The 26,989-nt window shown below is 63.7% G+C and carries 17 protein-coding genes; 8 read left to right on the top strand and 9 right to left on the bottom strand.

Translation table 11 applies throughout. The features are described 5' to 3' along the window. Positions 1-2: 2 nt before the first annotated feature. Both KF857_02705 and KF857_02700 read right to left on the bottom strand, forming a co-directional pair. Positions 3-1,160, bottom strand: a complete 1,158-nt coding sequence (locus KF857_02705; GenBank protein MBX3110895.1) for a HipA domain-containing protein — start codon at positions 1,158-1,160, stop codon at positions 3-5. Next, entirely contained in the window at positions 1,160-1,375 is a 216-nt protein-coding gene (locus KF857_02700) for a helix-turn-helix transcriptional regulator (GenBank protein MBX3110894.1), read from the bottom strand. The genes KF857_02705 and KF857_02700 overlap by 1 nt, the downstream gene beginning before the upstream one ends. Positions 1,376-1,616: 241 nt before the next feature. Between KF857_02700 and modA the strand changes: the two genes are divergently transcribed. Genes modA through KF857_02675 form a run of 5 tightly spaced genes read left to right on the top strand, consistent with a single transcriptional unit; the run spans position 1,617 to position 9,030 of the window. After that, a complete protein-coding gene (gene modA, locus KF857_02695) occupies positions 1,617-2,390 on the top strand; it encodes a molybdate ABC transporter substrate-binding protein (protein ID MBX3110893.1) in 774 nt (257 codons plus the stop codon). 11 nt (positions 2,391-2,401) lie between these two features. Next, positions 2,402-3,190 (top strand): ABC transporter permease, encoded by a 789-nt coding sequence (locus tag KF857_02690; GenBank protein MBX3110892.1) that lies wholly within the window; start codon positions 2,402-2,404, stop codon positions 3,188-3,190. A 37-nt stretch (positions 3,191-3,227) separates the two neighbouring features. Beyond that, the gene (locus KF857_02685) at positions 3,228-4,877 is read left to right on the top strand and encodes a hypothetical protein (GenBank protein ID MBX3110891.1); all 1,650 of its coding nucleotides are present in this window, start codon (positions 3,228-3,230) and stop codon (positions 4,875-4,877) included. Further along, entirely contained in the window at positions 4,858-8,223 is a 3,366-nt protein-coding gene (locus KF857_02680; GenBank protein ID MBX3110890.1) for a DNA polymerase III subunit alpha, read from the top strand. Before KF857_02685 ends, KF857_02680 begins: the two co-directional genes overlap by 20 nt. Before the next feature lie 42 nt (positions 8,224-8,265). Beyond that, on the top strand, positions 8,266-9,030 hold the full coding sequence (locus KF857_02675; protein MBX3110889.1) for an endonuclease/exonuclease/phosphatase family protein: 765 nt from the start codon (positions 8,266-8,268) through the stop codon (positions 9,028-9,030). Positions 9,031-9,041: 11 nt separating this feature from the next. On the opposite strand, the gene KF857_02670 is transcribed toward KF857_02675, so the two are convergent. From KF857_02670 to KF857_02660, 3 genes are all read right to left on the bottom strand, one after another. Next, positions 9,042-11,030: a glycoside hydrolase family 127 protein gene (locus tag KF857_02670; GenBank protein MBX3110888.1), complete on the bottom strand. Its 1,989-nt coding sequence runs from the start codon at positions 11,028-11,030 to the stop codon at positions 9,042-9,044. A gap of 101 nt (positions 11,031-11,131) precedes the next feature. Then, positions 11,132-12,403, bottom strand: a complete 1,272-nt coding sequence (locus KF857_02665) for a hypothetical protein (GenBank protein ID MBX3110887.1) — start codon at positions 12,401-12,403, stop codon at positions 11,132-11,134. A gap of 34 nt (positions 12,404-12,437) precedes the next feature. Continuing rightward, complete coding sequence (locus KF857_02660) at positions 12,438-13,124, bottom strand: hypothetical protein (protein MBX3110886.1); 687 nt, start codon at positions 13,122-13,124, stop codon at positions 12,438-12,440. Positions 13,125-13,292: 168 nt separating this feature from the next. Between KF857_02660 and KF857_02655 the strand changes: the two genes are divergently transcribed. Then, positions 13,293-16,511, top strand: a complete 3,219-nt coding sequence (locus tag KF857_02655) for an EAL domain-containing protein (GenBank protein ID MBX3110885.1) — start codon at positions 13,293-13,295, stop codon at positions 16,509-16,511. Positions 16,512-16,514: 3 nt separating this feature from the next. Here KF857_02655 and KF857_02650 read toward each other — a convergent pair whose 3' ends face one another. Genes KF857_02650 through KF857_02635 form a run of 4 tightly spaced genes read right to left on the bottom strand, consistent with a single transcriptional unit; the run spans position 16,515 to position 22,004 of the window. Further along, the gene (locus tag KF857_02650) at positions 16,515-17,663 is read right to left on the bottom strand and encodes a M20/M25/M40 family metallo-hydrolase (GenBank protein MBX3110884.1); all 1,149 of its coding nucleotides are present in this window, start codon (positions 17,661-17,663) and stop codon (positions 16,515-16,517) included. After that, on the bottom strand, positions 17,660-18,589 hold the full coding sequence (locus tag KF857_02645; GenBank protein ID MBX3110883.1) for a phosphotransferase: 930 nt from the start codon (positions 18,587-18,589) through the stop codon (positions 17,660-17,662). Before KF857_02645 ends, KF857_02650 begins: the two co-directional genes overlap by 4 nt. Further along, positions 18,586-19,602 (bottom strand): UDP-glucose--hexose-1-phosphate uridylyltransferase, encoded by a 1,017-nt coding sequence (locus tag KF857_02640; GenBank protein ID MBX3110882.1) that lies wholly within the window; start codon positions 19,600-19,602, stop codon positions 18,586-18,588. The genes KF857_02645 and KF857_02640 overlap by 4 nt, the downstream gene beginning before the upstream one ends. Next, entirely contained in the window at positions 19,599-22,004 is a 2,406-nt protein-coding gene (locus KF857_02635) for a prolyl oligopeptidase family serine peptidase (GenBank protein MBX3110881.1), read from the bottom strand. The genes KF857_02640 and KF857_02635 overlap by 4 nt, the downstream gene beginning before the upstream one ends. 181 nt (positions 22,005-22,185) lie before the next feature. On the opposite strand from KF857_02635, the gene KF857_02630 reads away from it, so the two are divergent. Then, entirely contained in the window at positions 22,186-23,994 is a 1,809-nt protein-coding gene (locus KF857_02630) for a M48 family metalloprotease (GenBank protein ID MBX3110880.1), read from the top strand. Next, complete coding sequence (locus tag KF857_02625; GenBank protein ID MBX3110879.1) at positions 23,994-26,984, top strand: caspase family protein; 2,991 nt, start codon at positions 23,994-23,996, stop codon at positions 26,982-26,984. The genes KF857_02630 and KF857_02625 overlap by 1 nt, the downstream gene beginning before the upstream one ends. The last annotated feature ends 5 nt before the right edge of the window (positions 26,985-26,989 follow it).

Below are 26,989 nucleotides of genomic sequence, written 5' to 3'. Positions count from 1 at the left end.
CCTTACTTCCGCAATTGCGAGATGCGTTTGGCGATCTCCCGTTGTAAGGCTTCCGTCGTTTCGAGGTCAAAACCGATTTCGGGTACTCGACTGATCCAAGGTTCAGCGTGATCGCAGAGGGTGTCGAGCATTTGCAGAATTGCCTTGTCTGATAGACCGTAGATTTTGCCGAAGTCAACAAAATCTCCCTTGCGTAAATTATCATCCTTACCTTGGAGCTTCAAAGCCATGTGACGATCCAAGAACGCGTAGGGAAGTGTGCTCAGCAGGTCATATCCCGGACTCAGGCGCACGACGTCATCCCACAGCACGCTGATGTTCTTCGCATGCAGATCACAGTTGCCGATGAGATAGCTGAAGGCGGTGAGACGCAGCAATCGCTCAACTTCAACGACTCCTGAGGTGCAAACGTCAGCCACCCGATCGGCAATAGCTCGCAAGGGTGGATGATATTTGTGCGCGGGCGGGCTGTTCAGTAGCTGACATCCGTCCTCTTGGTGCAACTTCTCGCCCCCGCGTTTCGCTCGGTCGAACCGGGTGACCAGCAACCCAGGCTCTCCGTCACGGTCGTGAACAACCTCGGCTCGATTGACCTCAAGGCGACATGCTTTTGCCATGCGCAGGAAGAACTCCTCGTTATGAACAAGTCGAGGATACTTAGGCGGATTCAGCTTCAAGATTGCTGACGGAATGCCTGCTGCCCTCACACCAAATGCGACAGTAGATGCAGATATCTTTTCTTGTACTCCGGGAACTGCACTGTCCGGATACTCAGTAACTCCCGTGTGGAAGAGCTGCCAGAAGCTGACGTTGCCGAGGTCGGTAGCTTTGACTCGCGCTACTTGATCTTCTGGAGATCTGCCTTCCGGTACGACGGCTACATCTCCAATCGTGTCCCAACCGACCCGCATCAGTAGTTCGAGCGAGTCGTCACGCGATCTCGAGCTTTCAAGCAGTAGTTGGAGCCGCGCGCCTTCGGGAAGAAGGTTCATAAAGAAGGAGGGCAGGTCGATGAAGTCCGCCGTTTCATGTGGCAATGTAGTGGCCAGCCAACCCTGTCGAAGCGACACTCCCTCGACAAACGACAGCCGGACACCGGTTGACAGCCTCTCCAGATGGCCAACTAACTGACTTCCCTGATAGACGTCTGCATCGGCCATTATTTGCGCCCGGCCCCTACATCATTCAAGTGAATTGACAAGCCCAACACGTGGAGGATCGAAAGCAGGATCTCGAGGCGAAGCGTCGGTTTTCCGCTTTCAGCAGCGATCACCGAAGGCTTGGAGCAAGACGCGAGGCGAGCGACGTCGCTCTGAGTGATCTTCAGCAGTTTACGGCGCTGTCGAATCATATCCCCGATGTCCTTTGCATTCATAATGGCAACGATCGTTGATATTATGTGCCATTCGGGCCAGGTTCCGCGCCAATAGACGGCTCAAAGACAAAGATCGCTTACAAATTGCGCCGCAAAAGGGGGCGAAGAGTCGCTTGGTGCGACAAAAAGTCAACGACCGTTGATCAAATGTTACATGGTCTGAATACCGCCAGGCTGTCCGGCCGTGGCGGTGCGTCGGGCCTTGGGGGAAAACTGGCCCGGGTATGTTGGACCGGTGCTGTTGAGCGTCGTCCTGTTTGCGGCGTCCCTGTCGAGGGCAGAGCCTGAAGCCCACGCTCCCACCACGCTGACCGTCTTCGCCGCAGCGTCCTTGCACGAGTCCTTTGAAGCGATTGGCGAGCAGTTTGAGCGGTCAAACCCGGGAGTGAAGGTCGTCTGCTCGTTTGCGGGAAGCCAACAGCTGGCGGCCCAGATCCGGAACGGTGCGCCCGCGGACGTCTTTGCCAGCGCAGACTCGCGCAACATGGCGAAGTTGTCCGACATGGTCGACCCGCCCACCATGTTCGCGACAAACCGGTTGGTCGTCGTGACGCCGCCACGTTCGACCACCGTCACCGACCTCAGGAGCCTTGTCCGGGCCAAGCACCTGGTCGTCGCCGCCGACGCGGTGCCGGCGGGGAAGTACACCCGGACGATGCTGGACTCGGCCAGCAAGGTCTTCGGGGCGGGTTGGCTGAATGACGTGCTCGGCCATGTGGTGTCGCAGGAGCAGGACGTCCGGTCGGTCTTGGCGAAAGTCCAGCTGGGCGAGGCTGACGCGGGGGTCGTCTACGCCACCGACGCCCGCAAGGGCGGCTCCAAGGTGCGGACTGTCGCGGTCCCCGACACGATGAGCCCGGTCGCCGAGTATCCTGTCTCGGCGGTCAGGACGAGCGGACGCCTCGCGGTGGCGAGAGAGTTTGTCCGGTTCCTTCTCAGCGGGATGTCGCAGTCTATCCTTCGGGACCATGGCTTCGGCGCCCCGCTCGCGAGCCGTGTCCAGTCCAGACGATGATGTGGGGCACCGTGAAGCGAACACCCCTCTGGCTGTCTTGGCTGGCAGGCTCGCCGCTCCTGGCGTTTCTCCTTTTGCCGGTGCTCGTCTTGGCGGCGCGGGCCGACCTGCCGGGCCTTGGCCGACAGTTGGCGACGGAGGCGACCCAGGCCGCCATGGGGGTGAGCCTACGGACGTCGGCCGCGTGCATGGTGGTGGTGCTCGTCTTCGGCACACCGCTCGCCATGGCGCTTTCGAGAGGCACGGGACGGCTTTCCTCGGCGGCCCGTTCGTTGGTCGCTCTGCCGGTAGTCTTGCCTCCCGCCGCGGCAGGGATCGCGCTCCTGCTCACCTTTGGTCGGGCGGGTGCCCTGGGGGAGTGGCTAAGTTCGCACGGTGTCGTCGTCGCGTTTCAGCCCGCCGCCGTCGTCATGGCACAGGTGTTTGTCGCTTCGTCATTCTATGTGCTGCAGGCTGAGTCCGCGTTTGCGACCAGGGACGTCTCGCTGGAGGAAAACGCCGTGATCGACGGTTGTTCCCCGGTGCAGGTGGCGTGGTGGGTCACCCTCCCTCTATGCGGCCCGCAATTGCTTTCGGGGGCGATGCTCGCTTGGGCACGGGCACTCGGCGAGTTTGGCGCGACGATCCTGTTCGCGGGGAGCATGATGGGGTCGACGAGGACCATGCCCCTGGCGATCTTCCTGGGTTTCGAGACAGACCTGCGTCAGGCCGAGGGTCTGTCGGTGGTGCTGGTCGTTGTCGCCGCCGTCGTCCTTGCCCTGAGCGGCTTTGTGTCGGGCCAGCGCCGTGCCTTGGTTTGAGTGGTGATTGTAGTATACTGATGTATACTAGTTTTATATGCTATCGCCCGATGGGCAACCCTTTTCGCCGGGATTTGAACCCGGCCTCGACGCGCCAGACGACTGTGCGGCTTGGCCCTATGTCGTCAAGCTGACCGAGCAGGGTGGGCTCCACTACGAACTGGGGCTGGCGCTCATGGGGCGGGTCTTCGTACTCGCGACCACGCACTCCCGAACGAGGTGGGACGCGACGGTCGAGGCGGCACGGGCCCAGGACGCCAGAGTAGCAGACTTGTTTGCTGAGGGAATGTCACCTAAAGGGGCGTCGGTCGTGTGGGACCACGGGCTCTACCGCTCCGACGCGGGGGGGCAGCGCGAGGTATATGGCCGCCTTGAGCGGGGGACGCTCGAGATCGACCTCCTCGGTGTCCGGCTGTGCGGACGGTTCCGTCTGTCCGGTGGTGGGGGGCGTTGGTTTGTCAAACGACTTTCGGGGCCGCTGCCCCACACCGGGGCGCGGTCGGTGCTCAGCGGCAAGAGTTTGGCGGACCTGCGGTCCGGTGAACGGAGGGGACGACGACCGTTTGTCCTTTGGCTGGAGTGGGAGCAGTACTACGCCGACCAGGTCGCGTCTCCCCAAGTCGTCGTCGACGGTGGGGTGGTCGTGGACCTGAACTTTGCCGCGAAGGCGCGGGGCGTCGTGGTGGGGACACGGCTACAGCACGTCCTCCCCCTAGTCCCCGGCTGCCAGGTGAAGGAGCTTGTCCATGACCCCCTCAGGCAGGCGCGATGGCTCGACCGCATCGTCCCTTACAGCGACGTCATCCAGCCGGTCGACTCCCACCGTGCGGTCGTCGGTCTGGGGGCGCACCCCGACCCGGCCGACATCGCCGCGAAGATCGTCACCGATCTCTCTGCGGCGGGGTGTGGGTCGCTCCGATACGGGACCGGGCCGTCGGTCTGGCTAGCTCGCCTGGCCTCGCGCCAGGGTGACCCCTATGGCTATGACAGTGACGCCATCGCCGCGTTGTCTGACCAACCGGTGGACAACCTGCTCGTGGCGACCGTCGAGCATAGGGGGCGTCTTCGTGAACTGGGTTTCCAGACCATCGGGTCGCTCCGTTCGGTCGACCCTGCATGGCTCACCACACAGTTTGGTGATGACGCCCATAAGATCGTCCGCGCCGCCAGGGGCATGGCGTGCGACCAGGTTGTGGCGTCATACCCCCCTCAGTCGGTCGCACAGTCTGTCCACTTTGACACCCCGGTGAACGACACCTTGGTGCTCCATGAAGCCGCTGCCGAGTTGTCGCGGGGGCTTGCCCAGCGTTCCGCCGGACGACAGGCCGGGCTTGTCGTCATCACCGCCGAGCAGGAGGGAGGGGGACTGCGGACACTGAGCCGGACATACAACCGCCCCGTCCACAACCTGGACCGCATCGCGGCGTCACTTGACTATTTGGTCGGGGAGCTACAACGCCAGTGCCCGGACATCGTGCGCCTCACCGCCCGGCTCGACAGGCTGGAACCGATCAAAAGCACCCAACAAAGTCTCATTGCCGCTTCCGTCCAGACTGGCCAAGACGTCGCGCTGGCGGCGGTGCGCTCGTCGCTTGGTAGCGGTGCGGTCGTCCTGGCCAGCCAGGTGGAAACCCCACGTCGAGAGCAAGTCTTGAGGGCATGGCGTCATGCGACCGGCTGGAACTGAGACCCTCTCCCGATGGCGTGAGGCGGGCGAGTGGTGGAAGGGCGGGCCCGACATTGAGGTCCACCGGTTTATCGACCAGCGGGGAGTCCGCCGCGAGACAGTCACGCCGGTCGTAGAGACGGGCACGAGCATCCCGAGCGCGAGGGGTGACGCGGTCCTTCTCCATGCCCTCAGCGCCTATTCCCGAGGGGGGACGATGATCGCCGCCCAGATCCCCGCGTTGGCGGCCGAGAAGGGGTATGGCGCGGTGCTCCTTGCCGACCGGTTCTCGCTGTCGGGAGCACGCGAGTTCTGTCGGGCAGCGCAGGAAGCTGGGGTGCGACCGATGGTCGGTGTGACTGTGGAACTGGCCGAGGGCGGCGACCTTGTCTTGGTCGCCACATGCCCGGACGGTTACCGTTCCTTGTCGCGGCTCGTCACCGAATGTTGCCTGGGTGAGCCGAGGACATACCCCTTGGCCAGTTGGGACCGCCTCGCCCGTCACACAGACGGCGTCTTGTGTTTGACGGGAGGAAGCAACGGCCCCGTCGACCTCCTTGTCGCACGAAAGGAGTATGGCTCCGCCAAGAAGTGCATTGACCGTTTGGTCAGCCTCTACGGCAGAGAAAGCGTCGTGGTGCAGGTCGAAAGGACGTCACTGCCATGGCAACCTCATGTCGGACGGCTTCTCCACCAATTGGCCGACAAGACTGGCGTCACCTGTGTGGCCGGCGGCCCGGTGTTGACCGCCGAGCGGGCGCACTATCCCGCCCACGACATCCTGGTGTGTGTGGACACCCTTTGCAAGGTCGAGGAGGTCGAGGGACGCAAACCGGCGCGTGACCCGACCCAGCCTCAGGTCCGTGGGCTACCGAGGCGCTCACTGAACCGGGAGCGGCACATGCGCCACAGCTCGGAGGCCGTTTCCGTCTACGCTGACGAGCCTTGTCTCATCGATGAGTCCCGCCGCATCGCCGACCGGTGCGACAGCGACGTCTTGCCCGGCCGGGTCGAACTTCCCCAGTTCTGTGCCGACGAAGACACCGCCCTACGCCAGGTGGTCGAGCACGGTGCTTGGTGCCGGTATGGAGCGCTCTCAAGGCAACAGAAGGCCAGAGTCCGCCGCGAACTTGACCGGATGGTCAAACTCGGATGGTCGCGGCACTTCCTCATCGCATGGGAGATGTGCGAGTGGGCGAGAGGAGAGGGGATCCTTTTCAGCGGCCGTGGTTCTGTGGTCGACTCCATGGTCGCGTATTGCCTGGGCATCTCGCGCATCGACGCGTTCGAGTTCAACCTGCACTTCGACCGGTTCCTCCCCCCTGACGGGGGTAAACGCCCGGACATCGACATCGATTTCGAGGCGTCGCGCCGGGAGGACGTCCGCCAGCACCTCGTGCGGCGTTACGGAGACGACCATGTCGCGACGGTCGCCGCGGTCGGCACGTACCGCACCCGCGGCATCGTGCGCGAGGTCGGCAAGGTGATGGGGATCCCCGAGAGTCACCTTTCCTATCTCTCGAAGCGTCTCCACGGCGGCGTCTCGCCGGAGCGCCTTGTCATGGCCTTGGACAGTCGCCCTGAACTGCGCGACAGCGACATCCCGCGGGAGAGATACCACTGGGTCTTCGAGTTTGCCGAGCGTCTTGCCGACTTGCCGCGCAACATGCGTGCCCACTCGTCAGGCGTCGTCGTCTCCAAGAGCCCCGTCGCGGACACAGTGCCCGTCCAGTTGTCCGGTGCGGACGGTGTGAAGATCATGCAGTGGGACAAGCGGAGCGCGAAGCACTCCTTCGACAAGTTCGACTTACTGTGCCTGCGTGGCAACGACGTCCTGGGTGGCACGATGCGCCGGGTCGACGGACTCGACGTCTGCGACCTTCCCCTCGACGACGACGGTGTGTACCGGGCGATGCGGTCGGGACAGTTGGTCGGTGTCCCCCAGTCCGCATCGCCAGCGATGCGGCAAGCCCATATCCGCATCGGCACGAGGAACCTCAAGGACGCCGGTATCGTCCAGGCGGGGATCAGGCCTGGGGTCGGTGGCGCCGTGAAACTCAACGAGTTCATCGCCCGCCGCCAGGGTAAGCCGTTTGTCTTTGTCCATCCTGACCTTGAGGTGATCCTTGGCCCGACCTTGGGGATTGTCGTCTTCCAAGAACAAATCGACCAATTGTTGGAGAAGTTCGGCGGATACACCGGGGACGAGGCCGAGGAGATCCGCGAAGCGGTGCAGAAGCACCACGACCGACACCGGGACGGACAGGTGTGCGAGGATGTCGTCGCCCGGATCGTCGCCCGTGGGTACAGCCGCCAAGTCGCTCAAGAGGTCCACGCCCTCGTTTCGGGTTTCAAGGGATATGGCTTCGCCGAGGGGCATGCCCTCGCGTTCGCCGAGGTGTCGGTTCGCTCGATCTATTGCCAGCAGAACTACCCGTCCCAGTACTTCGCCGCCCTTCTCGACGCCCAACCCGCTGGTTACTACGGCCCGGCCACCCTTTGTAACGAAGCCCGTGTCCGGGGGGTGCAGGTCCTTCAACCCGACGTCAACAAGAGTGAGGCGGGCTTCTCTGTCGAGGACGTCAAAGCGACCGAGGACCCCAAGATCATGGTCCCGGCCGGCGGCGTGCGTGTCCCGCTCAGACAGATCGCGGGCCTATCGGTGGCGACGGTCGACCGGTCACTGCGAGGCCGTCCGTACCACTCTTTCTTTGACTTTGTCGTCCGGGTACGGCCCGAGAAGGACGAACTCCGCAACCTGGTGCATGCCGGTGCGTTCGACAGCCTGACCCCCCATCGCCGCGCCCTTCTGTGGATGGTCGACCACGCTTTGGGCCTGGCGCGGTCGCCGGTCACCGAGGATTGCCTCCCGCTCCAATTCGAAGACCCTCCGCTCCCTCTGGAAATCGACGACTTCAACGTAGTCGAGAGGGCCGTCGCGGAGCGTCGGTTGATGGGGCTCGACGTCGCCCGCCATCTGATGGCGTTCGAGCGCGACCGGGTCACCGCCCGTGGTGGGCTCACCGCCGCCGAGGCCTCGTGCTTGACCACCACCGAGCCGGTGTTTGTCGTCGGCAACCCGATCCGGTTGAGGTTCCCTCCGACCGAGAGTGGCCGGCGCGTCCTCTTCTTTGACCTCGAGGACGAGACCGGCCTCCTCAATGTGACCTGCTTTGACGACGTCTACCAGCGAGACGGGCACAAGGTGGTCTGCCACCCGTTTGTCACCGTTCGTGGCGTCGCCCAGAACCGTGACGGGCACATCGCTTTCATGGCGCGGCGGATCTATCCCTACCGTCCGAACATCTCCGAGGCCTCGTCGTCCGTCCCGATGCCCTTGACCATCGGAGACTTCCTGATGAGGTGACGCTGTCAGCCAGCCGTCCTGGCGAAAGAGTAGGCTAGCGACATGTCGGTCGGCCTGACCACGATGACATTCAACCTGCGGTACTCCACCGCACCCGACGGGGCGAACGCCTGGCCAAACCGTCGCGACGCCCTCCTCGCCATCATCCGCCACCATGACCCCGACGTCCTCGGCGTCCAAGAGGCCCTCGCCGACCAGATTGACGACCTGAGGGCCTGGATGCCCCAGCATGATGTTCTGGGGGCGGGCCGCGACGACGGACTGCGCAAAGGTGAGCACTCGTCGGTCTTCTACCGTCGGAACCTCCTCGGTCTGCGGGAGGGCGGCACCCGGTGGATCAGCCCGACGCCCAAGGTGCCGGGTTCGCTGGCGTTCGAGGCACGGATCACCCGCGTCTTCACCTGGGGCGAGTTCTTCCTCGCCTCCGGCGGGCTCGTCTTGGTCGCCAACGCGCATCTTGACCACGAGTCACCCCGCGCCCGGCTTCTGGGGGGAGAAATGATGCGTGGCGTCGTCCAAGACCGTGGGCTTCCTGCCGTGGTGATGGGTGACTTCAATTGTGCCGCCCAAGAACCGCCCGTCCTTGCCCTGACCCAAAGCGGACTCATGGCCGAAGCTCTGCCTGCCAAGGGAGCCAGCGTGACGTTCCACGGCTTCGACGACACCAAGACCGACGGGGACATGATCGACCACGTCTTGCACACGAAGGAGTGGCGGTGTGAATGGGCCAATATCGACCGGAGCCGCGTCGGAGGCCGGATGCCGAGCGACCATTTCCCTGTGGTCGCCCGGCTCATCTTGGGCTAGCCTGTCCCCGGTCAGTCCAACCGGGGAAAGGAACTGATGCGGAGACGGGCCGCCCCCATCGGGACCAGGGTGACCGGTTGCTTGGCCTGGGCCCCAAGGTCTCCTGTCGGCAGGACGGCGACCAAGCCGGTCTGGTCCAGGGTCCACTTGGGGATCAGGGCACCCGTCGCGGAGAACTCCAGAGGAGTCCCCTCAAGGGTGAACGGCATGTTGTCTTTCGGCCAAGGCCGTCGACGGCACGTGATCGCGGCCCCGGCGTCCAGGCCGTAGTTCCATGCCGATTTCGGATGGATCTCGTAGGCGGGCCATCGTGACTTGTCCACTCCCTTTTGCCAACCGGAGTCGGCCTGGGTCGTTGTGGTGGGGTCGACGGCCTTCAACTCTTCGCCGATCTTGAGACTCAGCGTCAGTGGGCCGTAGTCGACACTCACCGCGTCCTTCATCTTCTCCCAGACCCGGACTTGCGGGCGCATGGGAAGGTGGAGAGAGACGGTGTCGCCGTTCCGCCAAGTGCGGTCGATGCGGAGGTACTTTCCTGGAGTCGCGTCGACCTTCCCGTCCGGCCACGAGACTGTCGCCCCGTCCGCCCAGGCGGGCACCAACAGGTACAAGGGGAAGTCCGTCGCCTTGGCGGTCCTCACTGTCATCCGCACATCTTCTTCGAAGGGATAGTGCGTCTTGGTGGCGACGGTGACCTTGTCCCCCGTCCCTACGAGTGCGGTGACTTCGCCCTCCGTGTAGACGAGGGCGGCCAGGCCGTTGTCTTGGGTCGCCATCCAAGTGCCTTCCAAGAAGTTGACCCACGCGCTGGTGTGGTTGTGCTGGCAGCACCGGCTGCTAAACGGGTTCATCAGCAGGTACGGCCCGCCGTTCTGGATACCCGGCGCATGGTTGGCGGCGTCGCTGACGGCCATGTTCGGCGCGGTGAGGTATCGCAGCGACCGATAGTCGGGCATGAACGAGGCCGGAAGCGAGTTGAACGCCACGTTTTCGGTGTTGGCCGGCCATTTGGGGTTGGCGGTGAGGGCCGCCATGACGTTGTTCGACCCGATCTGCTCGACAAAGCCGCAGGTCTCGGTCGCTTGGCGGGGGTCGTCGTAGCCTTCGCGGGCGTTTTCGTCGGCTCCGAACATGCCGCCCGGAACCTGGCCGAACTTCATCCGGATCCAATCAAATCCCCGGTAGCTTGCCCTCAAGTCTTCCTTGTCGCCGCTTTGCTGCCAGTATTCGGCCGGAGCGCGGAAGCACTGGGCGACATTGACGTTGTGCCAGTTGGGCAGGCCGTCCTTCATCCTCCAGTCGGCTGTGTTGCGGTCGATCTTGGTGGCGAGGTCGAGAAGAAAGGCGTCGCCGGTGCGGTTGTAGAGCCAGTAGACGCTCGCCAAGTTGTCACCGCCACGGCTGTTCTCCCAAAAGTCTTCCAGGAAGTCCTCGTCGGGCACGGTGAGCTGCCAGCGAAAGTAGGCGGTGAGGAAAGGAAGGACGCGTGGGTCGCCCACTTTGTCGTACCAGCCCTGCAACACCTGCACCATCAGCATCTGCGCCCACAAATCGCGTTTGCCAGGCTTGTGGTAGCGGACCGGCCCGAAGTCGCCGTCTGGTCTGGCGCTGCCCAGAGTGCCGTCGACCCAGACCTTGGTCTCCCTGAGCATGTCCGGGTCGTCCAAGACATAGCCGACCCGCGCATAGCCCTTAAGCCAATACGGCACCTCTTCCCAGCCGTAGTCCCCTTGACCGGTCGGGCTCATCCACGCGTTGTTCTTCTTGGTCAGCCAGACCGATATCTCTCCGAGGTGCCCGGTCAGTCCGTCACGTTGCAACTCCAGTTGTCTTCTCAGCCAGCCGCCTGGCTTGAAGCTGGTGATGGGAAGTTGCACAAGCGGGGTCTGGTGCAGAGGCGCCCGGTTGGGGTGGTAATAGCGGTTGGCCCCGGCCGTGGGCGGCTGGTCGACGACAGTGGCAGAGACGATGGTCATGGCGAGGGCAAGTGACGTCCACATGCTCAGAATGGGATTATAGCGACCTCCCGGCGAATCCAGAACAGTGAGCCTTGAAGCAGTCGTGATTGTCCTGTAACGGATCGGTTCTGTCCGATTCCGACCTAGGGGGTGACGCAGGCGATGACCGTCCCGCCCCGACCCTGCGCATTGGCAAAGCTTTGGACCGTCCAAAGCCTCGTCATGTCGTCGCCGTCGACGCAGGAGCCGCTGTAGTCGCCCCAGGGTCCGCCAAGGGTCGGGGCAAGGCCCTCGACGAGCCTCACGGCAGGCCTCGTCGTCCCGGCCCTGTCCCCCGCGCGCCGCAGGGCATATCGCCCCGACACATACATGTCCGGCCCAGTCTCCTGGAACCCGACCAAGAGGTCGTTTCGCTTGTTGACCGCGACGGTGGTTTGGATGAAGCTGTTGGTCGCCGACGCGATCAGACCACTCTGGACGGGCACCCCGTCCAAGGTGAACTCATGCCACTGCACCGCCGCCCGTCCGTCGACGTCCACCGTCTGCGAGAACCACAGGTGCTTGCCTTGCACGACGAGGTTCTTGGGGTTACGGTCGCCGCTCGCGGTCTTCTTGTCGGTGCCTTTCATCGGAGATGCAGGCGGCCAACCCATGTGGGTGATGCCGTGGGGGCGTCGGACGACGCGCTTCACCACGGGGGTGCCGCCTGGTCCGTCACCTACGGTCGTGAGCACGATCTCTTCGCCGGTCAAGTGCACGAAGAGGAGGTCGTCGTCGGGGTCTTGGGTCATCACCGGGCTGCCCAGCGAACCGGAGAAGAAGTAGACGGTGGCGGGCCTACCCGCCTTGGCCTCCGCGGTGCGCAGGACCAACGTGCGCTCCTTTCCGCCAGGCCAGGAGTAGCCGATCCACTTCTTGCTGTAGCCGACCGCGCCGCCGTCGACCTCGTCGGGTGAAGGGACCGGATAGGTGTTCCAAGCCCCGCGGGGGTCGCTCGTCTCTGAGACCGAGATATTGACCGGTTTGGTCTTCTCGCGGTCGTAGTAGTACCACAGGTCAAACCCAAAGACCTTGTTGTGGACGTCGTAGAACAACTTGGGGTCGATTCCGTCGTTGAACTCGCCTTGGGGCACACCGTCGACGTACTCGCCCTTCTTGGTGTAGATGACCAGCCCGCCGTTGGTGCCGTGGAGGACGTAGCCGCCACCGACCGCGATCTGGGGGTCGACCTGCCGGTCCCCGTCCTGAGACCCGTCAAAGAGGAGGGTGGTGCCGACCATCCGCGGGTTGCCGCCTTGGACGCGCTTCTTGGCCTTGCCACCCTTGTTGAAGCTGTCCTGGTGGATCGGTTTGACCACCAAGGTGCGGACGGGTTGGGTTTGGAGGGCGGCGAGAAGACAAAGGGAGGCGACCATGGCGAGGCCAGTCTACTCGTGCCCTCCGCGCGGCTCAGCCGCGGGTGACGATGTCCCGGAGGCCCGCCGCCCAAATCGCGTAGCCCTTAGGGTTCATATGGAGCCGGTCCTTGACGAACAGTTCTGGCTTGGGTTCGCCGTTGGGGCCGATGAACTGGTCGAAGAAATCGACAAACCGCATGTTCTTGCCCTCATGGCAGAGGGCGGAGACCTCCGCGTTGACTTGCCTCATGGCCGGCCACAAGTCTTGGCGCGACGGTGCCGGCGTGATCGAGATGTAGACCAGTTGGGCGTCAGGCAGGTCGTGGCGGATGATGCCGGCAAACTTCTTGAAGTCCCCGACGACCGTCTTGACCGACTTGCCCGCGGCAAGGTCGTTTGTCCCTGCGAAGAAGACGACCATCCTTGGCTTGTACTTCGTGACCACCCGCCGGGCATAGCGGACTGAGTCGCTGATCGACGACCCGCCGAAACCGCGGTTGATGCAGTTGACCCCTGGGAAGTCTTTCTTCAGCGTCCTCCAGCCGACGATGCTCGAACTACCGATGAACACGACGCCGCCTGGCTGGGGCATAGACTTCTTGTCCGCCGCTTCAAACCGGCGGATATCGGCTTCGAAAGGCGGGGTTTGGCGTGGGGCCGGTATCCCTCGGATATCGAGGGGAAGGGACGGGCCGGCGGCCAGCGTGGCCAAGACAAGGGCCGGGGTCAGGAAGGGCATGCGACTGTCTTACCCGGAGCCCGCGGCACGACTTCGTCGTCCCGGCACTCTACACGCCATTTTTGACCCCTAGGCGTGAGGAAGGGTTGTCTGCACAACCGACAATCTGGAGGGGTCTCCGACCGGCGTCGCGTCATGGCTTTGCAGGGAAAACTTCACGATAACCAGGTGGGGAAGACCAGGGCCTTTTGGGTCGTCGCGTCCCTGTGCGAGGCCCTGCTGGTCGGCGCCGCCGTTTTTCTCATTGTCGCCTTGGCAATCTATGGCGTTTGGTTCGAGTCCGACCTGTCGGCCCTCCAAAGCAAGCGGTCGGAACTGAGACGCCTAGCCTCGGCCCTGTCGTCTTCGATCGACGCCGAGGTCCTCGACAAGTTCCACGACGACCGTCAGACCAACACGCCCGAGTTCAATGAGGCGGTCGCCCCACTCCGGCGTGCTTTCGACGCCACTCCTGGCCTCAGGTTCCTCTATACCGTCCGCCTTGAGGACAGCAAGGTCAAATTTGTCCTCGACGCGACCAAGCCTGGTGACTACGACCACGACGGGGTCGAAGACCAGTCGCGGGTCGGCGAGGTCTATGACAACACCGACGCGTCCCTGACGGAGGCGCTGACCAGTGGGGCCAAGCCGCATCCGACGGCGAGCGAGAAACCTTGCACGGACGCGTGGGGAACCTTCATTTCAGGTTTCGCACCCTGCCTGCGTAAGGACGGCACGATGGCCGGTGTCTTGGGCGTCGACATCGACGCCAGGGACTTCATGCGGGAGCAGGCCTTGCGCCGCAGCCGGGCTCTCGAAGGGCTCGTGCCTGCGGCGGTCCTTTCCCTTGTCCTTGTCATCGCGACCTTTGTCCTCAGATACAAGCACCGTCTTCTCCAAGCGAAGGCGGAGGCGGAGTACAGGCAGACGGTCAGGCTGGCCGAGATCGCCCGACGGACGGCAAGCGCCGTGGTGGTCACGGGGTTGGACAGGTGCATCGAGTGGGTGAACGAGGGGTTTGTCCGGATGACCGGCCACCGTGCCGACGAAGTCCCCGGGACTCGAGTCTCTGACCTTCTGTTTGGCGACGACACCGACCCCATCAGGGCGGAGTCACTGGCCATGGCGATGGCCAACCTGACGCGGACCGACATCGAACTGAGGTTGGACCGGAAAGACGGAAGCCGGTTTGACGCCAAGATCGAAATGGAGCCGTCATTCGACCCGTCGGGCCGCCACACCGGATTCATGCTGCTGATGAGCGACGTGACTCGGGAGCGCATGCTCCAGCAGCAACTGGAGGGCAGCGAACAGCGCCTGCGCGCCACGTTCAACAGCATGGCCGAGGGGGTGGTGCTCCGGATGGCCGACGGAACGATCGCCCACGCCAACCAGGCGGCCCTCCAAATCCTTGGCCTTGGTTGGGACGAACTGCTTGGCTTCAGTTTCGGCCAGTCTCCGGCGGTCCTGACCCATAGTGACGGCACAGTACTGGAGCCAGACGACTATCCTTCGGCCCACACCCTGCACACCGGCCAGGCAGTCAGCAACTTCCTGGCCGGAGTCCAACGCCGTGATGGGAGCCGAGGCTGGATCAGGATCAGCACCGAGCCCGTTTACGACGGGGACGGCAAGGTCCAAGGTGTCGTCAGCTCGTTTGCCGACGTGACAGAGTTTGAGGAGGCGCAGAACCGGCTGGCCAGTGAACGGACTCGGCTCCGGGAGTTTGTCGCCCACGCTCCGGCGGCCATCGCGATGGTCGACTCTGACTTCACCTATATTGCGGTCTCGGAGCAGTGGGGCGCACTCTTTGGGCTCGACCATCAGAGCAACCAGAAGCAGACCCTCTTTGGTGACGGCTACGCGACCCCCGCGGGCTGGCGGTCGGCGTTCCGGGAATGCTTGGCCGGGCGCGTCACATCGGTCGACGATGAAGTTTGGTCGCCCACGCCGGAGATCCGCGACCGACACTTGCGCTGGGAGTGTCGTCCCTGGCACCTCGACAACGGGGCGGTGGGCGGTGTCCTCGTGTCTGCCGTGGACACGACCGAGCAAGTGAAGCGCGAAGAAGCGATCCGGACCCAGGCGGCGATGTTGATGGACATGAACCGCCAACTCGACGACTTGGCGACACGAGACCCCTTGACCAACCTGGTCAACCGGCGGCGATTCGTCGAGATCGTCGACGCTGCCGTCACGAGACCCCAGACAACCATGTCGGCGGCCCTCCTGTACCTCGACCTCGACAACTTCAAGTTTGTCAACGACGCGATGGGGCACGACTCCGGCGACCACTTGTTGCGGACGATCGCCGAAAGGCTGGGTCAAATCGTCACTGACGGGGTGGTCGCCCGGCTGGGTGGTGACGAGTTCGCTGTGTTCCTCTACGAGGCCGACATCGCGCGGGCCACTGCCGTCGCTGGTGAGATTGTGGACGCGATCAAGTTGCCCGTGGAACTCGACGGCCGAGTGCTCTCCACGAGCTTTAGCGTCGGTGTCGCGCCGACCCGGGGCAAGACCAGCGTCGAGGCCCTGCTCCAACAGGCCGACATGGCGATGTACTACGCCAAGTCGGAGGGCAAGTCCTGTTGGAAAGTCTACGAGTCTTGGATGTCAGAGGAAACGGTGGCCCGGCTCCAGTTGGAGTCCGATCTCCGCCAGGCCTGGGAGAACCGCGACTTCCAGGTCTACTACCAGCCGGTCGTCGAGGCGGAGACTTGCGCCCGCGTCGCGGCCGAGGCCCTCGTGAGGTGGAAACATGACCGTCGCGGCATCATCGGGCCCGACAAGTTCATCGGCCTGCTTGAGGAGATCGGCCTGATCGACAAGGTCGGGTTCTGGGTCATGCGGACCGCTTGCGAGGCCACCCAACGCCTGCGTTGGACCTCAGCGCCCGGACTGAGAGTGGCGGTCAACGTTTCCGGCCAACAGTTGAAGTCGCCCGGGTTCGTCCCCCGCGTCCTGGAGATCATCGAAGAGACGGGCCTGCCTGCCGACGCCTTGACCCTGGAGATCACCGAGACGACCTTGGTCATGGACCTAGAGGCCAACCGAGCCAAGCTGGACTCCCTGCGCGAGCGAGGGGTCAAGATCGCCGTCGACGACTTTGGCACCGGCTACTCGTCGATGGGCGTCCTGGGAACCCTTCCCATCGACATCGTCAAGATTGACAAGGCGTTTGTCGCGGGGATGGGTGATTCCCTCGAGGCTGGTGCGATCATGCGCGCGCTTATCACGCTCACCAAGGTCTTGGGGCTGGAAACCGTCGCCGAAGGGATCGAAAGCGAGAGCCAGTTTGTCCAGTTGCATGCCTTAGGCATCGACTATTGCCAAGGCTACTACTTCAGTCCTCCGGTCGAACACTCCCGCTATGAGACTTGGGTGTTCGGAGCCGAGGACGCCGCCTGATGGTCACCGGGCCTCGACCGGAATGCCGCCCGTCGCCCCGACCCCAAAGATGTTGTCGTCCTTGTTGACCGTGGCGATGGTGAACTCCGAAGCGGCGCCGACGTCCTTGTGCGCCTGCCATACCGGTGATGTCGTCGCGCGCCAGTACACCGTGTAGCTCGTCCCCGGAGTCGACCGCCAGGTGATGTGAGTGCTGTGGCCTTGACGGCGGTCGACACGCACTGCGGTCGGTTGCTCACCCGCGTCGGCCAGAAGGCTCATCGACCTCAAGTTGAGCTTGGTGACGTTGCTGAGGTAGTCGAAATCGACATTCTCTGGAAGGTCGTCAGGCGTGTGCTGGCGGCTGAACTCCTCCACGACGTCGGTGACGCGCACGGCGGTGAAACCCTCGTTGTTGAACGGCGTGTGGTCGCCCCCGCGGCCGAACCGGTCGTGCCGGAAGACGAGCATGGCTCCAAAGTCTTTCGAACCGCCGGCGTAGGCCACGAACCGGGCCAACTCGCGACTTTGGTGTTGGTCAGACAGTTCGCTGAAGACACGGACGAGCTTGGTCTCGTGCCTCCCCTGATTGTTGCTGCTGTTGCCGACCATGTCGTTGTTGAAGACCGCGTCGAGCTTCCAACCCTCGCTCTTCGCCCGTTTGGCCAAAGCGGTCGAACCGAGCAGCCCCTGCTCCTCGCCGCTGAAGGCGACGAAGACCAGGGTGTGCTTCCACTTTCTTGTCGCCATGACCCGGGCCAGTTCAAGGGTCAGCGCTGTGCCGCTGCCGTCGTCGTTCGCCCCTGGTGCTCGTGAGCGGAGTGACGATTCCAAGTCGCGCGGCACCATGTTGATCGTGTCAAAGTGTCCGCCGACCAGGATGCGGCGGTCGTCCGAGCCAGGCAACACCGCGACGACCTCGACGACTTCCTTGTCCTCACGGACACGGCGGCCCTTCTTGACCGGATACCTCATCAGTTCGACCTGGACTCCGGGGACCTTCTTGAACTCACTTTCCAGCCATTTGGCCGCTTCCGTCAGGGTTGGATTGTTCGTGTTGCGGTCGTGCCAACTGGCAAGACGTTCCACGGTAGATTTGAGCCGGGCACGGTCGACCAAATGGTCGAGACTGCCGGCAGACGCTTGGGTGGCCAGGAGCAGGGCGATGGTCATGGGCCGGGTTTACCCGGAGAGGACTCGATTGTCTCCAAAATCCTGCGGGCGGTGAACCGGGCAGTCTCAAGAATCGGCGGGTCGTCGTTGCCGACACCGAAATCAGCCAGCACGACGCAATAGAAGACGGCGCGGAACATCGCCCGCTCCCGCGTGCCCTGGTCAACGCCCCCGTATGCGTCGAAGAACGGCCCTTCGCACTCCGACGGGAGCAATGTGTAGGCGATCGAGAGGTCGAGGGCCGGGTCGCCGACGTGGGAGTCCCCCCAGTCGATGACACCAGAGAGGCGGCTCCCGTCCACCAGCACGTGACGGGAATAGAGGTCGCCGTGGACAAGGGCCGACACTTGAGCCGCCGTCGTCTGTGAGAGGGCGACCGCAGCCCTCAGAATGTCCGGTTTGGGTACGCCAAGGGCGTCCTCAGGTAGTTCGGCAAGCACCTCCTGGCACTTGCCGAGTCGAAAGGCGACGTCGGCTTTGCGCAGCGTGTCACCTCTGAAAGCCTTTCCGACCGAGACCGGGACTTGATGGACCATCCGCAGGAACTGGCCAAGTGCGCTAGCGTCGGCAGGGTCCCAATGCACACCAGGAGTGTCGCAGACGGGCGTCCCCTTCACCATTTGGTAAGCCAGGAAAGGATAGGGGTATGCATCGCTAGGCTTGCCGACAAGGTGGAGGCGGGGAACCTGAAGGAGGAGGTCTCGCGGCAAACGGTCGAGGACGGCCGCCTCAAAGCGCACCATGTCGACGGCGACGTGCCGCCGCGGGAACCTGATGACGATGTCGCCAAGCCGATAGGCGTCGTTGTCCCAACCGCTCCCGATGAACTCGATCCCTTGGCCCGCCAAGTCGGGGAGCTGACTCTGGACCACTCTCCTCACGATCGCTGGAGTGACCACGATCTCCGCTTCCCACGGGCGCTTCATCGCTTGGTGTAGTGGACGTCGGGCACGTCCCGCAGCCGTCCGGCGGCCTGCTCGGCGGTCAGATCCCGCTGCGGTTCTGACAGAAGCTCGAATCCCACCAAAAACTTCCGTACACTTGCCGAACGGAGGAGCGGGGGGTAGACGTGCAGGTGGGTCTGCCAGTGACCCGCCTCTTCACCAAACGGTGCGAAATGCCAGCCCATCGAGTAGGGGAAGGAAGTCTCGAACAGGTTGTCGTAACGTACAAGGGCCTCACGAAGCATGTCGGCCAGGGCGGCGCGCTGCGTGGTGGTCGCTTCGTTCAGCCGAGGCAAAGGAGCCTTAGGAAGCATAAGTCCCTCGAAGGGCCAGACCGCCCAAAACGGGACCAAGAACAGCCAATCGTCGTTCTCGCACACCACTCGCGGGCCGCCGGATTCGGCCTTGGCCACATCGAGAAGGAGCGTGGTGCCGTGCTCGGCCTGGTAGGCGGACTGCCGGGCGCCCTCTTGCGCCAACACTTGGGGGGTCCAATCACACGCCCAAACCTGTCCGTGGGGATGGGGGCTCGACGCGCCCATGGCCGCGCCCTTGTTCTCAAACACTTGTACCCAACGGTACTTCGTCCCTAGGTCGGCGACCTGGTCGCACCAAAGGTCGACCACTTGGTGGATTTGACGAGAATCCATCTCGGCCATCGTCAGGTCATGGCGTGGCGAATAGCACAGGACGCGGCATTCACCAGACACGGTCTGGCTTTGGAACAGGCCGTCGTCTTGGCCACCGCCCGGCTGGTCGGGGAGTAGGGCGGCAAAGTCGTTGGTGAAGACGAACGTCGATTCATAGGCGGGGTTGACGTGTCCTCCTGCCCGACCGTTGCCTGGGCACAGGTAGCAGGTCGGCTCATACGCCGGGGGCCGAGGAGCGGCCTCCTCGACCTGTCCCTGCCAGGGGCGGAGCGTGCGGTGTGGCGAAACCAAGACCCACTCGCCGGTGAGCGGGTTGAACCTGCGATGGGGCCCCTCTGTCGTCATCGCCAAACCCAGTCACCTCCGTCGACGTCCCACCGGTTGCTGAAGAACCCACCCCCCAGGACACCCGCCGGGCCGTCCTTAAGCATGGAAGCTTTGACGACCACAAGGTCGGGGAACGCCGCACCGCTGGTGAAGAAAGGCATCCGGTCGCATAGGCGTTGCCCCGCCATGCCTGACCCGCACACAAAGCCGACCACGGTCTCCGACTCACCAAGTCGGGGCAGGACGCCGACGACGGCCAAGTCGTCGCCAGAGACTTCTTGGGTGCCGACGGTCACCCGCCCCGCTGCGACGGACAAGGACTTGGCGTCCACCAAACTCGACCAGGCGGTGTTGGCTCCCGGCCGTCCGAAGAGCAAGACGTTGCGTCCATGAAGGGGCGACTTGGTGAACTCGTCGTCGGAAACGACGAGGACGGAACCGTTGCCACGGTAGGCGAACTGTTCGGCGTCAAAGGTCGCCGTCGCGAGGGCCCACTCATTGTCAGACGCCGTACCGTGGGTGCCGTAGACAAAAACCACCTTGTGGTTGAACACCGACTTGAACCCACCGCTTCGGGCGGGCGACTTTTCTCCTTGGGCCGACGAAGCCGGCACCGCGGCCCAGTGCTCGTCGGCCTGCGGCGCTCCGGCAGGAAATGTGCGCGGCGGTAAGGGCTTGGTGACCAAATGGTCAGACGGGCCGAACTTCACGGGCTTTTGGCCCTTGAGCTCCAACGTCCACTCGCCACCGCCCCACACCGAGGTGTCGACGGCAAAGCGGGCGACGTTGTCGACACTGCCGGTGATCCGCTTGGCCGCCAGGTCGACGTGGAGCACGACGTGGCTGGGCATGAGGGCGTGCTCCTGTTGGAGCACGGTCACCCAGTGGCACGTCGCCGAGACGCCGGTCGAGACCGTGGTGAAGTCGATGTCGCGTAGGTCGCCGGTGGCGGGCAACCGGTGGTGGGCGAACATGTCGAAGATCCCGGGCCAGTCGACGCAGTCGGCACCGGCGTCGGGAGTGGTGTCGTACCAGTGGCTCACTCCCGGGACTTCGTGCAAGGTGAAGTCAGGATGTCCTTCCAGGAGCTTGGCCATGGCACGGGCTTCGGTCACGGGGACGTTGTCGTCGGCGTCGCCGTGCAGGACATACACCCCTTCTTGCCAATAGTTGCGCTTCAGGAGGGTCGTGTCGCTCGTGTTTCCGGCCCGGGCGAGCATCGCCTGCACGGGGTCGGCCATGTCATAGCGATATCCTCCCGCGTAGGTGTTGAAGCTGATCCAACCTGCGCTCGGCGCGATGGCGGCGAAGAGCCCGGGATAGTGCCCCCCGACTTGCCAGGTGCCGTGGCCGCCCATCGAGTGTCCGGTCAGGTACGTCATGCGTGGGTCGGTCTTGAACCGGGCCTTGGCGTGTCGCAAGACCTCGAGGGCGTCCAGGCGGCCGACGTCTTCCCAGTCGAAGCCGTAGGGCCGACGGTTGGTCGGGCAGATGACATACCCCCACGAATGGGGGCCGTAGGCCTGTGCCTGGCCCAAGGCCTCGACGCTTGCGCCATGCAGGCTGAGGAACAGCGCTTGACCCGGGCCCTCCTTGAGCGGAGGTCGGACGCCGTAGTACTGCACGCTCCCGTCGATGTCGCTGACAAAGGTCACCTTGTACGCTTCGCCCGGCTTCCGCACCGCAAGGCTGACGGCGGCCTCGTCGACGGACTTGCCGTCGACGAGGAGCTTAACCGTGACCTTGCCGTCCTTGGCGGCGGGCAGGTCCACCGCGACCTTGCGGAACGACCACGCCGGGACGGCCGTCGGTGCCTGGCGACCGGCGCCCCCGTCCAAAACGACTTTGGCCGGCTTACCCGTCGCGTTGCGCACGACGATCGACGCGGGCTGTTTTGCTTTCTCCCCTGGAAGGACGTCGGGCAACGTCGCGTCGCGCATGTCGAGCGAGACGGGCTTCGCCACGTCGACAATCTTCACTTGGAGTCGGCCCCGCCCCGCCTGCACCACGATGTGGGATTCACCGGCCTTGAGCAGGGCAGGGAGGGACATGTAGCCGTACCCGTAGGGGTCGCCAGCCCGCGGTCGGCCGTCGACATAGACAGTTCCTGAGCCAGGAGCCTCGATGAAGACCGCACGGTCTCGGCTTGACTTGACGGTGAACGCCAGATAGCCTCCTCGGGCCTCTGGGCCGGTGAACCAGCCGTCCTTACCTGCCGAGACCGGAGTCCATCCTTGGAAATCGCCTTGGGCCGCGCCTGTCCCGGCGACAAACTGCGCCTCGACCGGGTCCACCCGGACAAGAGACCGGGCCCCGCCTCGGACCCGCGTCGAGACGGCCTCGGTCAGGACTGTCTCGCCGGCCAAGCCGAGGGACGACAAGAGGAGGACGGCGACGCCGACACCGAGGGGACGGAGCATGGTCTGAGCATAGTCCACGACGGCTTGCCCCCGCAGGAATCCATGCCAGGTGGGTCTGCGTCTGTACTTCGTAGGTTGAAACGCCGACCATAGTCCCTAGTACATGGCCTAGGGTCCTGGTCAGCGACGAAATCTATTTTGCTGACACCCGTCATGGTTGGCTGACAAGGTAGTCATTCCTATGAAATCGAAATTCATCCGCAACACGACACTTCCGTTGATGGCCCTGTTGGCCGCTTTTGCGTCTGCCGCCGAGTTCAGCCAGGAAAAGCTGGAAAAGATGGTCCGAGAGCTTGAGGCTTATTCGGTCAAGAACCCGAACTACGCCTATCCGATCAAGTGCGTCTACGACAAGGAAAACAAGGAGCCCAACGCCTACGCTGCGCTGGAGAAACCGGCGAAAGAAGGCGACAAGCCCCAGACCAAGATGGTGGTCTTCGCCGGTCTCCTTGACGTCGTCAGCGACGAACGGCTGATCCGTGCGGTCGTGGCCCACGAGATCTCGCACCTGAGCAAAGGGCACAACTCGACTTTCGCCCATCCGGACGACCTGAACGTTTTCTACACCCGCAACCAAGAGCTGGAGGCCGACGCCACCGGTGCCTGGTTGCTCCAGCGGGCCGGATACTCCAAGCAAGACATGGTCGACATGCTGAAGGCATTGGACGACAAACTGCGCGACAAGGGTGGCTGGCTGGAGAACCTTCAGGGCGACCACCCCAGCTCCCGCGCCCGGATGGCGGCCATCGAGGACAACCCGGCCGTGTCGCGGGCCCTGATGGACTTCGACGCCGGACTTGCCTTCATGGAGGCACGGAGCTTCGCGATCGCCACCAGGATGTTCGACCGGGCGATCGCCAAGGAACCGAAGCTCCTGGAGGCCTACTCCAACGCCGCCCTTGCTTCGACAATGGGTTACTACGACAACCTGAGCGACACGATCAAGGCGACGTGGTTCCGTCCTGACTTCGGGCCGATGCTCACGTCCGCCTCCGTGGCGGGCCGGGGCGCGACGATCACCGAGCTGGACCGGCGCAACTACCTTGCCGCCACCCAGCGAGTCGCCGCGGCCGAAGCTAAGCTTCCCAACGATCCGAGGGTGCAAGAGATCAAGGGCGTCCTGCTTGTCCTTGACCCCGACGCCAAGCCGGAAGCCCTGCAACAGGGCGTCAAGATCCTCAGCGACTTGATGGGCAAGACCATGGCCGGGCCCGACAAGTTGCGGATCGCCAACAACATCGCCGTCGGCCAGCAGCGTTCCGGTAGCTTGAACGATGCCATCAACACCATGGTCAAAGCCGAGCGCGCGACGTTCAAGGACAACAAGATCCTTGTCAACACCTATATCGGATTGAACTTGGGTGAGCAGGTCCCCAGCATCGCTGACAAGACCGACGCCGCGATCGCCGCCACCGTCATGGCCAAGTGGTTGCGGGTGAATTCCAGCGACAACCCCAAGTACGCCAAGGTCAGCAAGAACTACATGGCTTTCTGCGAAGCCAACAAATTGGTGGCCACCAAGTTGGAGTCGGCTCCGGGGGCCCTCTGCCGCGCCGTCGCTCTGTGGAGCGGGAGCAAGCAGTTCTCCCTTTTCGACCCCGTCGAGAACTTCACCAAGGCCTTGGGCTCGTCACCGGTCGAGCAACTGTTCGACCCGAACTTCAAGGACCTCAAGGAAATGCGCTGGTTGGACGGGGACTTTGCCATCATGGCCAGCGAAGGCCAGGCCCTGCGCCTGACCACCTATGCCAAGGACGGCGTCCTGGTCCTCAAGCCCGCCGACCTCAGCGACGACCGAAAGCTGGTCATCAGTGTCGGCGACTCGCTGAAGCAACTGGACGCGATCGTGCCGTCCGATTCCGGTGAGGAGGTCTCGCTTGTGCGGGGCAACCAGCTGGAGACCTGGCTCTATTTCCCCGAACTGAACTTCGGGGTCTGCGTCAAGGATGACAAGATCGTCGGAATCACCGTGACCCCGGTCGCAGGCTGATGCGCCGGTTCGCCGCCCCCTTGCTCCTGCTCCTTGCCGTCGTCGGCAGGGGGCAGGAGCCCGGCGCCTTCGCTCCCGCCCGGAGTTGGGCGCTTGTGCTGGGCGCGACCAAATACACCGCGTTGGCCCCCCTCAAGTACGCCGCGTCCGACGCCCAAATGTTCGCGGCCAGCCTGGAGAACGACCTAGGGTTCGAGCCGAAGACCGTCCGGACGATGACCGACGCCGGTTCGGCCAAGCTCACCCGCCAGGGGATCGTGGACGCCTTGGACAAGATGGTCCACGACCGGCGGTTCGACCCCGGCCATCTCTTTGTCTTCTATTTTTCCGGCCACGGTATCGGCACCCCCGAGGGTGACTTCTTGTGCCCGACCGACGCCGACCCCAAGAACGTCGCCCAGGTCGGCGTCTCGGTCAAGGAGGTGGTCAAGCGGTTCGTCGACGCCGGGATGCACAACGTCCTGATCGTCGCCGACGCCTGCCGGGAAGGCGACAAAAACCCCTTTGGGCGCGAACTGCGCGAATTGGGGCGCCGCGCCAACATCGCCGTCCTCCTGGGCTGTGCGCCCGGCCAGCGTTCCTACGAAAACCCTCGCACCGGCCATGGCTACTTCACCGCCGCGATCGCCCGGGTGCTCAAGGACGAAAGCGTCCGAGACAAGAAGTTCGGTGCGCTCTGGGCGTCGGCGGTCGCCGCCAAGGTTGTCGAACAAGTTTCGTCCACGACCGAGAGACAGTTCGGAGACGCCAAACAGGTGCCCGACATGTGGGCCGATCCCAACCAGGACGTCATGCTGGCCCTGGTGCCTCCCCCAGTCGGCGAGGGCGAAGAGCTTTTGCGCGGCGTCATCAAGACCGCTCAAGACCGGGGAAAGGAGCCGTACACGAAGATGCTTCGCGCCCTGATGTGGGCGTACTATGACGGGAGGCACTTCGACAAGGCCGTCGACGTCGCCCGCTCTCTGGAAGGCTTGGGTGTGCTGACGCCGGCCGACCGTGGTTGCCTGCTGGGGGCGTACCGGTTTCTTGGGCGTGAGCGAGAGGCGCAAAGCCTTTGTGCCGAGCTAGTCCGGTCAAGCCCAGACAGTTATGTCCGGGACAGTGCTCTGATCTGGTGGAACGATCCGTCTGTCACTCCCGAGGTGCGGCGGCAGGCGAGTAAGCGCATCTGGGAGGCCGATCGGGACTTTGCCGCCGCCGACCTGTATTGGCAACGATGGGCGAACATCGACGTGGCCGCCCCAGCCGCAGTAAGGGAGGTCGCTTCTGAGTTAGTCAAGCACTTTGGCGCCCGCTCTCGGGCCGGACTGTACTTTGCCGCCCGCTTGGCCCAATTCGAGAAGGACGACAAGACCGCGTCTGCCCTTTTGAAGGAAGCCCGAGCCGTCGAAGGCAAGGAACCGCCCGAGCGTTTCCTCCTCGACCTCGAGTTCGAGCTGCTGAAGAACCTTCGAGACTACGACGGCATGCTTGCGGTCGCCACACGCGGCATCTTGATCGACACGCCGGACCGGTGGATTCTCAACCTCACCTTCGGCTTCCGCGAAGCGCCCCTTGAGCGACGCAAGACCGTCGCCCGGCTGGCCCTGAAGTACTCGGATTTTGGCCCGAACTACCTGAAGGCAGTCGCCTTGCTCCGGGGTGACGCTTACCTTCTCAAGGAGGACATCGCCAAGGTCGTCACGGCGAACCCGACATCGGTCTACGCCCACATGGCGTCGATGCTCGCGAACTTGACGGAGAAGTTCGAACTTCCGCTTGTCCGGCCCCCGGCCTTAGAGAAGCTTTGGACGGACGATTTCTACGTGACCAGTTCACTCTACGGCGCGGTCTATGACGCGGCCACCGACGCGGTGGCGACGAAGCGCTTGGACAAGTCGGCGGCCAGACTAGTCGTCGCAGCCGCGTTCCTCCCGTTTCTCGACCACCTCGCGGAACTGCGGTCCAGTCTGATCGGCGCGGGGCACGCCTACGCGTTCTCGGCCTTTCGCGACACGACCGGACAATTGAGTCTCTTGGCCGAACGGAGCCTTGGCCAACTCGTCGCCGACCCGGCCGGTCAAGAGACCTTGAGACTGGCTTGGTTTCTCAAGCTTTGTGCGGTCGGCCGCCTAGATTTGGCCCTGGCCGGGCTCAAGGCGGGCGGATGGGGAGTGGACGAGGACTCGGTCGTCCTGCGCTACGCGATAGCCCGTGGGATGTCCGGAGACTGGGCCGACGGGATCGAGTGGTTCAACAAGATCAAAGCCCCTTCCAGCCAGCGGATGCGGCATCAGATGTGGGCGCTTGCCCACTTCAACCGGATCACGAGAGGCACCGACAAGGACCTTGAGGATTTCGAGAAGAACGCGCCACGAGTGACCGATCCCGTCGCAAAACGCCTGGTCTGGTTGTCGAAGATGGCGCTCGCCTTTGGTGTCAAGAAAGGCGACAAGCCTGACCCGGTGGCTCTACAAGGACTCCTTCCTCAATTCGAGTCCATGCTCGACCCGGTCGATTTGGACATGAGTTCGCGTGTCCTGGTCAACGCCTGGCGGGCCCAGGCCGTCCTTGTGCCCGAGCGCGTGAAGCGCGACGAATATGTCCTCCGGTATCAGGACGCCCGGGAAGGCAGCCCGGTGTTTGACGGCCTCCCTTGGATCATCCCGTCGACAGTGAAAGACTTCGTCGGGACGACCGTCCTCAAGGGTACGGCCCGCTTTGACGACGGGGCCAAGCCGGTGGACGCGACCCTGACGGTCGTCTGCGCCGACGACGGGAAGGCGGAGATCACCATTGAACGCGGGGGTCAGCCCAAAGTGACCCTACCCGGGGTCGTCACGCGGTTCGGCGCGTTCAGGGGTGGGGACGGCAAGACGGTGGTCTCGGGCCGGCTGATGCCCCCGGCCGTGGCCAAGCTTCGCCCCGACATCGCCCGGGAGGGAGTGCGTGTGGCGCTCTGGGACGAGAAATGCGCCCAGTGGACGTTCCAATTCGACGTGCCTCGGTAGACTCG

Source organism: Fimbriimonadaceae bacterium (assembly GCA_019638795.1).
In the GTDB taxonomy this organism is placed as follows: domain Bacteria; phylum Armatimonadota; class Fimbriimonadia; order Fimbriimonadales; family Fimbriimonadaceae; genus JAHBTB01.
The sequence above is the reverse complement of the archived record's forward strand: the minus strand, read 5'-3'. Positions and strand labels throughout refer to the sequence as shown.